Below are 14710 nucleotides of genomic sequence, written 5' to 3'. Positions count from 1 at the left end.
TAGAGAAATGTTAAAAATCCTATTCCCTAACTTTTATTTACGCGTCCCTCACTGTAAAAAATATATGGAAAATCAATTATCTATATAGATAAAAAGAGGTCTTGTTATTTCTAGCAATTAAGAACAGCATTAATCAGGTAGTTTTTATAAACTTTAAAACATTGCGACAAAAAGAAAAAGTTTGACTCAATAGATGAAGAATTGCGCTTTTCTCATATTCTAGAGGACGAATCTGAAGTGCTACGCTGGACTGAAACCATGTTCCAGTTTTCTATAATAGACTACCAAGAAGGTCATACTTACGAACCATATTTTATTGTTGAAACAGAAAAAGCTACATATTTGTGCGAGATAAAGCGTGCTTCATATAAGTGTGATATCTCTCTTTATGCATTGAGATATAAAATATTTGTAGCATGAAGAGTAAATTTATTAAAATCATGATAAGAGGACGATAGGAACTTTATAGGTGTATCATCATAGGATTAAGTAGTTTTGTTGAGAGCTATTTCTATTTCTGCTAAAAGGTTTTTGATATATTTAATTATTATTTCGTAATAGTGGATGTACTTTATTTTTATGTGCAAGAAAGCTGATTGATTGTGTAAAATATTATTCATAAAATGACATTATTCTTAGCCTGTTAAGGACATTTTTTCTAGTGAGGTTTTTGCAATTGCAATGCTCTTTTTCTTATTCTAAATTTTGGTTAAAAAAAGCGTATAGAGGTGTTATTTTAAATTTAAAATATGCATATTCCATTGTTGGTGTTACTGTTGTAAAAGATGATATTTTATTTGATAAGTATAAGGTTTTACCAAGGAGATCGATGTATAGATAACATTTAGATTGTTCCAATATCTTGGAAAAAGCAATGGGTAAATAATTGATAATTGTGCTACGAAGGTTGTTAGATGGGCGTGTGTCAGCAATTCTTAATAAAAAGGTTTTTCTTGATAGTCGTTTTTTTTCAAAATACTGCTCTTCTTATGCAAATTTTATGTTGGTAAGCTATGCAGTTTTCACGGGAACAGGATAATGCATTAAAGGCTGTTGCCGCGTGGTTGAGGGAAGGGCGTTTTCCTCTTTTTCGCCTTTTTGGCTATGCGGGGACCGGTAAGACGACGCTTGCGCGCTATTTTGCAGAGACAGTTGATGGTTCTGTTCAATTTGCTGCTTTTACAGGGAAGGCGGCGCAGGTTTTGCGTTCTAAAGGTGCAAGCAATGCTTGTACGATTCATTCGCTGATTTATTGTCCACGTGGAGAAGAGGAAGTTTCCGATGAAATAACAGGAAAAAAGTCTATTGCTCCAACATTTACATTAAATCGAAGAAGTGCTGCTGCACAAGCTAAACTCATTATTGTTGATGAGTGCTCGATGGTTGATGAACAATTGGCGCGTGATTTAATGAGCTTTCGAACGCCAATTCTTGTTCTTGGTGATCCAGGTCAATTGCCTCCTATATCTGGTGGGGGCTTTTTTTCTAATGGGAAACCAGATTTTCTTCTTTCAGAAATTCATCGGCAAGCGCGCGACAATCCGATTATACGTCTTGCTATGGATGTACGTGAAGGACGCGATATTGCTTATGGTGACTATGGAGAAGCGCGCGTTGTAACACGTAAAGAGGTCAATCAACAATTGGTTTTGGATGCTGATCAGGTCTTGGTAGGGGTTAATCGTACACGCCACCTTTATAATCAGCGTTTGCGTGTGTTAAAGGGATTTACAGCAGATTATCCGCAAGCGGGAGATAAGCTGGTGTGTTTGCGAAATGATCCTATTAAAGGTTTGTTGAATGGCTCTTTATGGAAGGTGATGACTTCACAGAAGGAGACCGTTAAACCAAGTATTAATCTTCTTGTGAAACCAGAAGAAAGTGAGCGTGGGGTAGCAAAGATTAAACTTTTAAAAGCAGCGTTTGAAAACTCTGATCAAGAAATTTCATGGCAATTAAAAAAGCGATATGATGATTTTGATTATGGGTATGCATTAACGGTTCATAAGGCGCAAGGTTCTCAATGGAATAATGTCGTTTTGTTTGATGAAAGTTTTGCATTTCGTGATATGTGCGCGCGCTGGCTTTATACGGGAATTACGCGCGCAGCAGAGTGTTTAACGATTGTTCGATAGAAAAAAATGTGTATATCATCTAAGTTTCAGATGGAAAATGCCTTTTTTCTATCTTGTTACATACTATAAAAAATGGAAATGGGCATGGCGGTAAAACTTTCGGTTAATCTTAATGCTGTTGCTGTTTTGCGTAATCGACGTAATCTTCCGTGGCCAAGTATAACGAATATTGGGCATATAGCGCTTGCTGCTGGAGCAGCAGGTTTGACGGTTCATCCACGCCCTGATGAAAGGCATATTCGTTTTGCGGATTTGCCAGATATATACTGTTTAATCAAGAACACTTTTCCTACAGCTGAGTTTAATATTGAAGGTTATCCCAGTGATCAATTTTTGGATATCGCTGAAAACTATGCGGATCAGATCACCCTTGTTCCTGATGATCCAGATCAGTCAACGTCTGATCATGGTTGGAATTTTGCTCATGATGCAGAATTTTTAGCACCTATTATTCAGAATTTAAAAAACAGAAAGATTCGTGTATCCCTTTTTGCTAATCCTACTGTCGATGGTCTTGATATTGCTAAAGCAATGGGCGCTGATCGTGTGGAATTTTACACGGGACCTTACGGTGGTGCATTTCAGGATAAAACAAAACAAGATCAAGAGCTCAATAAACTTGTTTTAGCAGCAAGAAGAGCAAAAGAGTTGCAGTTAGGTATAAACGCAGGGCATGATCTGACACTTATGAATCTTCCTGCTCTTGTCAAAAAGATTCCTTGGCTTGATGAAGTTTCTATTGGCCACGGACTCATTGCTGATGCATTAGAGTATGGAATGCATGAGACTGTTCAGCGTTTTATCCGGTTATTATCGTAACCTTTTTCTCTCTATAAAAATTGGAAAAGAAATTTTTATAGAGGTTTGCCAATTTATCTTAAAAAACAATTTTATATATGTTTGAGATAAATAGCACTATTATCGTGCATTATAAATATTCTATTGTTCCTCTATTTATTGGTTGCTTTCTATCTTTTGTTTTTGAGTGTATGCGATGTTTTTTATTTGTACTATCCATTATGAGGAAGTTTTAAAATCTTCTTATTATAATTTCTTTGAATGGAGAAGAAATAGGGTTTGAAAGTATTTCCATTATAAAGGAGTGCGTAGGATTTTAATGGATCAATACACAAATTTTCTTGATATTTGAGCTCATTTTTGGGTTATCTGTAAATAGTATAACGTAAAATCTCCTTATGAATAAGCTTAATGCAATAGGAACTGTTAAATAGAATGATGATATCGACTTGTAGCTTTATGAAGTAAAGAGAGTGATGTGCAATAAATCTTACACTATTATAGGGAATTCTTGAAAAGGGCTTGAGCATATTAAAATTTTTTTATAAGGCGCCATAAATGGATAACATAATGGCCGTATGGGGGGCATCTTCGCGTGAGAGGCGTGGATATTAAAGAACGTAAAAAGTAAAAACATCCTCTTTATTATTCTAAAGATATTGTTGTATATGCTTTTGAAAGTTGTATTAACACAATACTTGTTATTTTGTAATTTTTCTTGCTATCTGTATTGATTTGGTTCATGTTAAAAATTGTATATTGTATCTTAATTTTTAGAATATAGCGTTTTTTTGCACGATAAAAGAGTAGAATATTAGCTAAATTTTCTTTAGAAATCTTATTTTGTGTAATTATTGTTTTTGTAGAATAGCAGTTGAAGTTTATTTGGGGATCCGTATATGTTTTAGGAATGTTTGGGGACTACAGTTTTTCTATGCAATATGTAAACTTTAAAATTATTCAATTGCTGTGTTCTTATAAGCGGTGTTTTTTGTCTTTATAAGTGTGTGATGCACTGTAGATAATGTTTCTTATTGAATAAAAATAATCTGAAATCCAGTTTAAATAGAGAAAGAAGGAATTTTTTTATGCGTGTTTATTATGATCGTGATGCGGATGTTAATCTCATTAAAGGGAAAAAAGTAGCCATTGTTGGTTATGGTTCTCAAGGGCGTGCGCATGCTTTGAACTTGAAAGATTCTGGTGTTAAAAATGTGCAAATAGCTTTGCGTTCAGGGTCGGAAACAGTTAAAAAAGCCATGGCCGATGGTTTTGAAGTGGTGAGTGTTGCTGAAGCAGCAAAATGGGCAGATCTCATTATGATGGCAACACCAGATGAATTGCAAGCTGATATTTATAAGGAACATATTCATAATCATTTACACGATGGGGCAGCGATTGCTTTTGCGCATGGTTTGAGCATTCATTTTGGCTTGATTGAACCTAAAAAAAACGTTGATATTGTGATGATTGCTCCTAAAGGTCCAGGGCATACAGTTCGTCATGAATACCAACGGGGTTGTGGTGTTCCTTGCTTAATAGCGGTGGCGCAAGATGCTTCAGGGCATGCACATAATGTAGCATTATCTTATGCGTGTGGACTTGGTGGTGGACGTGCTGGGGTGATTGAAACAACATTTAAAGAAGAGTGCGAAACTGATCTTTTTGGTGAACAAGCGGTTCTCTGTGGAGGTCTTGTTGAACTGATTCGAGCAGGTTATGAAACATTAACACAGGCAGGTTATGCGCCGGAAATGGCTTATTTTGAGTGTTTACATGAAGTGAAACTGATTGTTGATCTCATGTATGAAGGGGGTATTGCAAATATGAATTATTCGATTTCTAATACAGCTGAATGGGGTGAATATATCTCTGGTCCACGTGTGATTACGGATGAAACTAGAGCAGAAATGAAACGTATATTGAAAGATATTCAAACGGGTAAATTTACATCGAATTGGATTCAAGAATATAAAGCTGGTGCTGCTCATTTTAAAAGTATGCGGCGTTTAAATGATAATCATCCTATTGAAGAAGTTGGTAAAAAACTTCGTTCTATGATGCCTTGGATAAAATCGAACGCTTTGGTTGATAAAGAGCGTAATTGAAGCTTCTACAGAGATATTTTGTCAATAGCTTTTATAATTTTATAGATAAATATCAAAAAAAAAGGGTAACTTTAGTTACCCTTTTTTATATGTTTTTGGAAACATAAGCTTTATTTTTTAATTTTTTGCATAATTCTTTTTTCCAAAAAGAAAGTATACAATTCCTAAAAATATGAACCACGCTGGAGTGTATTTTAAAGCTATGGCAGTGTCAGCTTCTAATGACAATAAATAAATAATGAATGCAAAGAAAATAAGAAGCGCCCAACACATAACAACACCTCCAGGCATTTTATAAGGAGAGACAGTATGCTGGAGAGGACGATTGCGGCGATAGACGATATAGCTGATCAAAATGATAGACCATACAAATATAAACAAAGTTGCGGCAATTGTCGTAACAATTGTAAAAGCAGCTATGAGTGTTTGAGATAACGATACAATTGCATAACCAAATAAGATGCATATACATGAAAAGAATAATGCGTTAGCTGGAACGTGGTTACGAGAAAGTTTTCCTAAAAATTTAGGAGCACCTTTTTGTGTTGCTAGCCCATATATCATACGGCTGGTAGAAAAAATTCCACTATTTGCTGAAGATGCGGCAGCTGTGAGGACAACAAAGTTCATCAAACCTGCGGCAGTTGGAATACCAATAAGTGCATACATTGTTACAAATGGGCTTTTTTCTGGACTGATTTGATCCCACGGCGTCACAGACATAATCACAAGAAGAGAGAATATATAAAAGAATACAATGCGGATTGGTATTGAATTAACAGCTTGTGGTAGAGCTTTTTGAGGTTCTTTTACTTCAGCAGCAGCTGTTCCAGCGAGTTCAATGCCAACAAAAGCAAAAATAACAATTTGAAATCCAGCAAAAAAGCCTGTAATTCCTCGCGGAAAAATATTCCCACCGTTCCATATATGGCTAAGAGAAGCAACCGTACCGTTTGGAGAGACAAAGCCGGTAAAGATCATATAAAATCCTACAACGATTAAGACTAGAATTGCTACGATTTTAATAAAACCAAACCAAAACTCAAGTTCGCCAAAGAGTTTTACTGCGACGAGGTTAAGAATTAAAAAGGACATAAGACCAATTATAACAGGAATCCACGGATTGAGTTCAGGCCACCAAAAGTGTGCATAAGTGACAATAGCAATAATTTCAGCAGTTCCAGTGACAATCCAACACAACCAATATGTCCAGCCGATAAAGAATCCGGCACATGGTCCTAGAAGATCGGTTGAGAAGTCAATAAAAGATCGGTATTGTGTATTAGAAAGCAATAACTCTCCCATAGCACGCATGACAAAGTATAGAGCACAACCAATAATTGCATAAACGAGTAGAATCGAAGGCCCTGCTACACTGATTGTTTTTCCTGATCCCATGAAGAGACCTGTTCCAATCGCTCCACCGAGGGCTATAAGTTGTATGTGTCGGTTATGTAGTCCACGTTGTAATTTCTTCTTAGTTTTTTTTTCTAAATTTTGTTTGTTCATTTTTGGGGAGTTCTCCTTAGTTATTTTTAAATAAAATTACCCTAAAAAAGGTAATTCCTTCTATCGGAACACGCTATGGTTAAGGAGTAAAGGAATTTTTTTCTATGACTATATGTGAATAAAGCAAGAACATTATTCATTAATGGAATAATTATTTTATATATAAGAAACAAAAGATAAATTGTATTATATTTTTTTGATTTTTATATTTTATACATAATTAATAATAATTATATATAAATATAATTTATATATAATTATTATTTGTATATAAAAAATAATTATATCTATTTATAGTAAATTTTTATATAAATATATTTATACTTAAAATTATTTACTTATTTATATTTTTATATATAAAAATATAAATAAAATTGTAAATTTATTAAATATAAAACTTTATTTATAAATAAAGTAAGTTTAAATTGTTAAGATATTATTTAAAAATTAAAAAATATATTTAAAATTTACATTTAAGTATTAATATTTAAAATTTATTACAAATAGAAAAATATTTTCATAGAATCTTTTTTTATTGCAGATAGCTATTAAGATATATTCTGTTTAGAGCTACATTTTTAATTTTGGTAAAAAATTGAATATAATTTTTTTGGGGGGGGAGTTTTAGATAAAATCTCATGTTTTATTAGTAAACAATGTCAGTGAAGTTTATAGAGAATTCTTTACAGAATAGCTCGTTCTTATCCTATTATACAGTAAAATACTGTTGTGTAGAGTAGTGATATAAAGCATATAACATTTTACACATTAAGTATTTTTAGAATGTGTGGTGAGTGTTCAGGGCAGGGCTAGCCCATAGAGCCTTATGTAGGTGAACCATATAAATGATCAGCAGCATTCCCTCTTAATAAGCTGGATTGTTCACAAACCGGCGCTGGTAGGAATCGTCGTTTTTTGATGTTTGGGGAGGAGGTTAAGTAGAAAAAGGGTAACTAAAATTACCCTTTTTTGAGATGTTTTATGTATAGACTTTATTTGTTACCTTGAGTGATTTTTTTCTTTACAAATGTAAAATAGGTTATGCCTAAGCAAATAAACCAGAATATACCGTATTTTAAAGCTGTTAGGGTGTCTTCTTCTAACGTTAACAAATAGAGCATGAAAGCAAAGAAAACTAAAATTATCCCGCACACGATAACTCCTCCTGGCATTTTGTAGATGGATTCAGCATGCAAATGAGGGTGATTGCGACGATATACAATATAGCTAACCAAAATTACAGACCATACGAATAAAAATGCAATAGCTGAGATGCTCGTCACAATTGTGAAAGCACTTATGAGGCTTGGAGAGAGTGAGGCAATTGTATACCCTATTAAAATACATAAGCAGGAAAAGAATAGAGCATTGGCTGGAACATGATATTTGGAAAGCTTACCTAAAATTGGAGGAGCACCTTTTTGTGTTGCAAGTCCATATATCATGCGGCTAGTAGAAAAAATACCACTATTTGCCGAAGAAGCAGCTGAGGTGAGAACGACAAAGTTTACCAAACCAGCAGCTATCGGAATACCAGCAAGCCAAAACATCGAAACAAAGGGGCTTTTATCTGGAACAATTTGATCCCAAGGTGTGACTGACATAATCACGATGAGAGAGAAGATGTAAAAGAGTACAATACGTACTGGTATTGCATTAATTGCTTTTGGTAGAACTTTTTTAGGATTTTTGACTTCAGCTGCAGTTGTTCCTGCAATTTCTATACCAACAAAAGAAAAAATGGCAATTTGAAATCCAGCAAAAAAACCTGTCATTCCTCGCGGAAAGATATTTCCATCGTTCCATACGTGATTAAGAGAAGCAACAGTACCATTGGGAGAAGTAAAACCCGAAGCGATCATATAAAAACCAACAACAATTAATGCTAAAATTGCTACGACTTTGATAAGACCAAACCAAAATTCAAGTTCACCAAACAGTTTTACGGCAAAGAGATTAAAAATTAAAAAGAAACCAATACAAGAAAAAACGGCAATCCATGGATTAAGCGTTGGCCACCAAAAGTGCATATAAGTGATGATGGCAATAATATCTGCAGCTCCAGTTACAACCCAGCTCAACCAATAGCTCCAGCCTACAAAGAAAGCGATTCCCGGTCCTAGCATATCGGTTGAAAAGTCAATAAGAGACCGGTACTGTGAATTAGAAAGCAATAATTCTCCCATAGCACGCATTACAAAGTATAGGGCACATCCAATAATAGCATAAACGAGTACGATGGAAGGGCCTGCTACACTAATTGTTTTTCCTGATCCCATGAAGAGTCCTGTTCCAATAGCTCCACCGAGGGCTATAAGTTGTACGTGACGGTTATCTAGTCCACGTTGTAGTTTCATCTGAGGACCATCTTTTAAATTTTGTTTATAGCTCATTTTTTGGGGGTTCCCTTTAATTATTTTGAGATTAAATTACACTAAAAATGCATTATTCTGTATCGAAGCATGATATAAATGAGGTGTAAAGGAAAAAAACGTTTTTTATGATTTTGTGTGGATAAAGAAAAGAATATGTTTTAGGAATATGGTTTTGAAAAAAGAGAATGTTTTTCTCTTAAATAACGTAACAGATATTTGAATAGGGAGCTTTTTATTGTTATTAATAACAAATTAATTGTTCATTAAAAGAGGTGGGGCTTTTAAAATTATTTCAGAAAACTGTCAGGAGTTTTTATAATTTTTTGAAACTTATTATTTGTAATCAGTGCATTATTTATTATTATTCATAATGGTGAGAGTTTTAATTTGTGCTCAAATAGCACTCGAGAGTTCTCATCTTAGTTTAAGAACAATTTGTAATGGAAAATTAAAATGATTTTTAAAATCATTTTTTTGTTTGTATGGTGCTATCATAAATCAAAAAGTTACTTTTATTTCATAAACGAAAAGAGGAATATCATAGCTTATTTTTTTAAGTGATGAATAAGGATTTTATTTAGATATTGGTAACATTTTATAAAATATTGCGAGAAACTCACATTGTTTACACAAACGTCCTTGAGAGTATGATAAAGAAATGCAACGTAATTCAGTTATACAAAGAAAAAAAGAACTGGGGATTGTATAAGCTCTGTTAGAGATTGAGCTATTCATAGTGAGAGACAGAATCAGGAAAAGATTGCTCTATTAACTTTACAATTTGTTATCAAAAAGATAAAACTATCCAAAGAAAATGAAAAAAGAAAACAGAGATAAAACTGTTCCTGTCGCACTGTTAATCGAGCCTTTTACCCGCTGCTTTTTTAAGGCGGTACTGGTAAATGATATAAAAATGGTCATTAAAGTAAACCATGCAAAGATGTTGAAAGAATGTATGGTTACAAGTTCAAAACCTTTTTTAATGCTACCACCAGAAGCTAAGAATTTTGGAAAAGCTGCTATGTAAAATATAGATACTTTGGGGTTTAGTATTTGTGTCAAAAAACCGTCCATATAGCTGGTTAAAAGCTTTGTTTCACTCGTAGCATGCTTTTCATTCGTTGAACTTCTTTCTTTTGAATTTAAGCTGTGTATTCCAGATTTAATTGATTTAAAGCCCATGTATAATAAATAGCTGCCACCCATGAGTTTTACTAAAAAAAACAGCGTTTTGTTGTTGAGAATGAGCGCTGATACACCTAGGTGTGGAAAATGCCCCATGCACATATGTTGCTGTACACAATCCTAAAACGTTTACAAATGCGTTCTTTCTTCCCAATCTCGTTGCATTATCGATGATAAGGGCCATATTCGGCCCCGGTGAGATGACTAAAAAAATGAAACAATGAAAAAGGTCAGTATTTGATGATTCATTTTACTTTTAGCTCTGAAATTAATTGATTTTCGAGATACAATTCTATTCTGTCAAACTGAGAAAGTTTTCCGACACCCTGTGGAGTGCCTGTGTATATGAAATCACCACGTCTTAGCTGAATGTAGTGACTTAAAAATGAGATTATCTTCTCAAAGCTAAAGATCATATTTTTCGTATTGCCAACTTGTCTTGTTTCGCTATTCAACTTCATTGCAAAGGTTATTGGGTTGTTTATTTTTTCCTTGTTTATGAAGTCAGAGACGTATGCAGCGCCTTTAAATCCTTTCGATAAAAGCCAAGGAAGCCTTTTTCCTTTCAGTTTTGTTTGCAAATCCCGCGCGGTGAGATCAAGACCTATTGCTACGGCATCATAGCATTCTTTTGCTTCTGCCTCCATGATCATGAAAGCGTCCTTTGAGATTTTGAGCACAATTTCAGTTTCAAAATGTATTTCTTTGGAAAAATCAGGGAGATAAATTTCATTACCTAAAACGAGTGAACTTTTTGGTTTGCTAAAGATAACGGGTTCATCTTCAACAACATTGCCTAGTTCATGAACATGTTCAACATAATTGTATCCAACACAGTAGATGTCATTTATCATGGGAGCCCTCCAAATTTTTTATTTTCTCTTTGTATAGGCAAGAGAAAACTTTGCAAACAACATTTTTTCTTATATCGCGTTTTGCGTTTTCTGGAAAAGAAGCATTGTGTGGGTTGATGACTAACCACGATGACAGCTCTTCGCATTATCCTCTTTTGAAGAGTGCCCAATCTTATAGTCTTTGAGATTATTTTAATTTTGATTGCCAATTTTCTGAAATTACTTTATTACTTAAAGAGTGATTTTGCTCGTCTACGCAGCGATTAGTAGGGTCTGAAAGTCCTAAAGTTCGATCATAAATGAGCCCACTCTGTGGGTGTCTCGGAATTATGGGATATTTTTCTATGTCTAGGTGCTATGAGCACTAAAAGCAAAAATCTGTTTCGTATTCAATACTTTCAGGCTCTCGGAATACTAATGCGAGGGTGCTCGCGCCCAGCGGGGGGAGCTTAAGAGTGAAAAGCAAAAAGCTACATTTTAACGGCATTTCTATAGGCAAAAAATTCGCTTTCAAAGAAAAATGCAGGGAATGTCGTAAAAGCAATTAGGGCACCAATTAGGAATAACTTTTCAACAAATCCAAAAGTATGAGAAAGTCTGTGAGGGTTTAAAAGAAGCAGACCGTGGCAAACTTATGGTATATGGAACGGAGAAGATTTTTACCAGCTTTAAGATAGCACAACAAATAGCCGGAACTGGAGAGCGTGTTTTGTTTCTCGTGCCTTTTCTGGCTTTGATGTCACACACGATAAGAGAATGGACACGCTATACAGGAGTACCGTTTCATTCCTTTGTGGTGTATTCTGATACATAAGTTGGCAAGCGTCGTAAAAACAAAGAAGCTGCTGCCGAACTCGATGTCTCAGATCTCGCTCTATCAGCTATCAACTGATGCTCAAAAGCTTTGAAAAAAAGCAAATAAAGTATTAGTAAATGCAATGACTGTGGTGTTTGCTACTTACCAATTAATCCAAGTGATTGCGGATGCGCAAGAGAAATACGGTTTATCAGAATTTGATCTGATCATTTATGAAGCAGCGCAGGTTAAGGCAGATAAGGTAGAACCTTTGGTTGTAGAAGCGAAGGAAGTAGCCGAGACTGCGAAGTCGACAGCAGAAGAAGCGAAGAGTGTTGCGGAGCAAGCAAAAGAAGAAGCTGATACGACGAAGCAAGGGCTTGGAGAGGTCAAGAGTTCATTAGACACGGTGACAGCAACGACAAATTCTGCGAATACAGCCGCCTCTGAGGCAAAAGTGTTAGCGGAAGAAGCGAAGAGTGCATTGACAGAAGTTCAAGAGAAGGCACAGAGGAACAGTGACAGTCTTTCTGAACTTCAAGGCAAGGTAGGTTCTCTTTCCACTAATTTTTTAGAGAATGTGCGTTTTCATCAACCTAGCAGAATTCTGGAAGCCGATCCGAAAAATAGAAAAGGTCTTGTGATCAATGACGGGGCATGTTTTCGCTTTTATCATGGTGGAGAGAATGGGGGTAGGTACCTCTTTTACCGCGTTCCAGGGCGTGGAAGGATGACTTTTGACGAAGATCTTGAAGCAGGAAAGGATTATTATATATATCTCATCTTAAAAGATCAGACGAATGAGCTATCCTTTGAGATTTCGCAAAATCCAACGGCTCCTGATGGCTATACAGAGGATAATTCTGAAAAGATCGGTGGATTTCATACGCTATGTGCGGATGTTGGTGAGATTGAAGGTCATCTCTTATCGGGTTATCAAGCGGGGGATGTTTTGCCCAATTCTGTTTGGTGTTTAAATCACCGCCCACGTAGTAGTCCAGAAGGGATGGTTTACAATCCGTGGCATAATATTTGGGTTGATATTTATCTTCAATCAGGGACAGGTGTAAATGCAAAGTCGGCATATGGTGTTCCGATAACGAGCAATCGTAGCTATGCGAATCATGCCTTTGATTTTTGGTCTGTTAATAAGAGATTTTTGACGAGTGATGAGTTTTCGCCATGCATGTATGGAAGTAATCAAGCAACCAGTATTGTCGGCAATCAAGCGCCTTCTCCTAAGACGTCTGGAGGACACGTTGATACAAACAATAGACGGATGATTTCGCATATCGGTTGTGAGGATGGTTGCGGTTATGTTTGGCAATATTTGTCTGGTTGTTATCCCGTGACTAAATGGCATACAGGGGAGCAAGGAAGCAGTTTACGTGTAGACATAAATGTTATGTTGGGAGGAGGCGATTGGACTGGTGGCTCTAACAATGATCATCTTGTACGGAATTTTGCGCATTCTCGTTATGTAGAAGATGAAAAAATAGGCGCCCGTGGATGTAGCGAGCCACTTTATTATAATTAGCGCGAGATTGATTAGAACATCATTTTATCCAATCCCACTTTTGTGGGGCTTTTTTTATGGAGCGTCAGATGAGAAAGATATCGAAAGAAGGATAGGCACTTCATCGTGAAGTTTTAAAATCAAAGCTTTTTCTACTAAACTCATGATCTCAACCAGAGCAGCACAATCTTATCACTCATATTTTCATGCCTAGAAAATTGAGATAATGCCATCCATAAATCGCATAAGAAGTTAGTATTTACCTTCATTGCACACCTCCATGGATTTTTCTCTCAAACATGCCGCCAATCCTTTAGGTGTGATTTTTGTTGAAGGCAGCACCTTTTCTGTTCCATCCGGTTTTTGAATGGTGATGGCAGAACAGTCCATGAATCCTTTTTTGATTTTATCCTGATTAAAGGTAACAATGGACCACTTGGAGCACGTCGATACACCCAATCATTTTTATGCAAGTAATCTGTTAAATCCTTTGGTCTTATCTCCAACATCTTCGCGGCTTCAATCAAACCAAACAAACCATCAGAGCGTTTTAAGCCTTCTAAAGCTTTTGCTTTTGGTGCTAATTCTGAAATAACATAGTTTTTCTGCTTAATTTGATTTTGTAGATGATTTAAGGCGCCAAGTAATACTTCGGGTTTGGAGTAATCAATTTGTGGAATAGCTACTTGTCTTTCCAACTCTTTCCAACGGTCAATTATCTTTGCTCGTAAGGCAGTGCTGTAACTAGAAACAAGAATTAAGCATTCACGCTTTGGCAGGTTATAACAAGGGCGGCTTTCACCTTTGTTATCAAGGTAGTGCCCACCAAAATCAACCTCCTTAAATTTGAGGGCGTTAAGTTCTTCAAGCGTTTTCTTAATGTCACGCATAATATTGTCATGCCTTTTGCCACATAATTCAGTAATTTTAATAATGGTATTCATAAAGAATTCTTAGATGTTAGACGTTCCTTAATGACATTCTAAAAGAGTGCTGGGCACTAAGAAACACGGCATCTAGTCCGTCGTTACGCCTTTCCCCGAAGGGGGTATATGGCATAGCCACACCTGACAAAGCTATTATATGCATGTAGCACACAATGAGTTAAAGCTTTTAAATTGCGGAAGATTAGTTATTTCGGCAACTAATCCGCTAGTTGTTTTAAGGTGTTTTTGAGGCACCTGATTCGAAAATACCTATTACTATAGAATTTTCCAGCAACAAGAATTACTTTTTGCTAAGAAAACGTTTCACATATTGTACAGTGTACATATTGAAATTATTATTTATCAATGAGTCAAGTGTACAATGTACAGTCAAATTGAAAATTCTGTCGTTAGCGATAGTTCGCACTAGTCTGCCCCGCAACGAAGCCAACCCGCTGGGAAGTACCTTTTGAATTGATTTTATTGACTTTTTTATGAAAAAAACAAA

At 35.6% G+C, this 14710-nt stretch carries 8 protein-coding genes and 2 pseudogenes; 5 read left to right on the top strand and 5 right to left on the bottom strand.

What is annotated here, in order from left to right; genetic code table 11:
- Positions 1-1013: 1013 nt before the first annotated feature.
- The 3 genes from ACFINU_RS08010 (at position 1014) to ilvC (ending at position 5041) form a co-directional block, all read left to right on the top strand.
- Positions 1014-2135, top strand: a complete 1122-nt coding sequence (locus tag ACFINU_RS08010; RefSeq protein WP_375618694.1) for an ATP-dependent RecD-like DNA helicase — start codon at positions 1014-1016, stop codon at positions 2133-2135.
- Positions 2136-2219: 84 nt separating this feature from the next.
- Positions 2220-2954, top strand: a complete 735-nt coding sequence (locus ACFINU_RS08005; protein ID WP_375618693.1) for a pyridoxine 5'-phosphate synthase — start codon at positions 2220-2222, stop codon at positions 2952-2954.
- A gap of 1067 nt (positions 2955-4021) precedes the next feature.
- The gene (ilvC, locus tag ACFINU_RS08000; RefSeq protein WP_375618692.1) at positions 4022-5041 is read left to right on the top strand and encodes a ketol-acid reductoisomerase; all 1020 of its coding nucleotides are present in this window, start codon (positions 4022-4024) and stop codon (positions 5039-5041) included.
- A 117-nt stretch (positions 5042-5158) separates the two neighbouring features.
- On the opposite strand, the gene ACFINU_RS07995 is transcribed toward ilvC, so the two are convergent.
- The 4 genes from ACFINU_RS07995 to ACFINU_RS07980 form a co-directional block, all read right to left on the bottom strand.
- Positions 5159-6550 carry an amino acid permease gene (locus ACFINU_RS07995; RefSeq protein ID WP_375618691.1) on the bottom strand — a complete coding sequence of 464 codons (1392 nt, stop codon included), beginning with the start codon at positions 6548-6550 and terminating at the stop codon, positions 5159-5161.
- 992 nt (positions 6551-7542) lie between these two features.
- A complete protein-coding gene (locus ACFINU_RS07990; protein ID WP_375618690.1) occupies positions 7543-8943 on the bottom strand; it encodes an amino acid permease in 1401 nt (466 codons plus the stop codon).
- Positions 8944-9726: 783 nt separating this feature from the next.
- Positions 9727-10206: a LysE family translocator gene (locus tag ACFINU_RS07985; protein WP_375618689.1), complete on the bottom strand. Its 480-nt coding sequence runs from the start codon at positions 10204-10206 to the stop codon at positions 9727-9729.
- A gap of 149 nt (positions 10207-10355) precedes the next feature.
- On the bottom strand, positions 10356-10964 hold the full coding sequence (locus tag ACFINU_RS07980) for a fumarylacetoacetate hydrolase family protein (RefSeq protein WP_375618688.1): 609 nt from the start codon (positions 10962-10964) through the stop codon (positions 10356-10358).
- Between the two features lie 592 nt (positions 10965-11556).
- Between ACFINU_RS07980 and ACFINU_RS07975 the strand changes: the two are divergent.
- Positions 11557-12004, top strand: a pseudogene (locus ACFINU_RS07975) (DEAD/DEAH box helicase family protein); the annotation flags it as partial.
- A 486-nt stretch (positions 12005-12490) separates the two neighbouring features.
- Positions 12491-13297: a hypothetical protein gene (locus tag ACFINU_RS07970; RefSeq protein WP_375618695.1), complete on the top strand. Its 807-nt coding sequence runs from the start codon at positions 12491-12493 to the stop codon at positions 13295-13297.
- Between the two features lie 244 nt (positions 13298-13541).
- Here the strand turns inward: ACFINU_RS07970 and ACFINU_RS07965 are convergent.
- Positions 13542-14220, bottom strand: a pseudogene (locus tag ACFINU_RS07965) (phage antirepressor KilAC domain-containing protein).
- Between the last annotated feature and the right edge of the window lie 490 nt (positions 14221-14710).

It is taken from the genome of Bartonella sp. AC130YNZD, assembly GCF_042196865.1.
GTDB lineage: Bacteria > Pseudomonadota > Alphaproteobacteria > Rhizobiales > Rhizobiaceae > Bartonella.
Note: the sequence above shows the minus strand (reverse complement) of the source record. Positions and strands in the feature narration are given on the sequence as shown.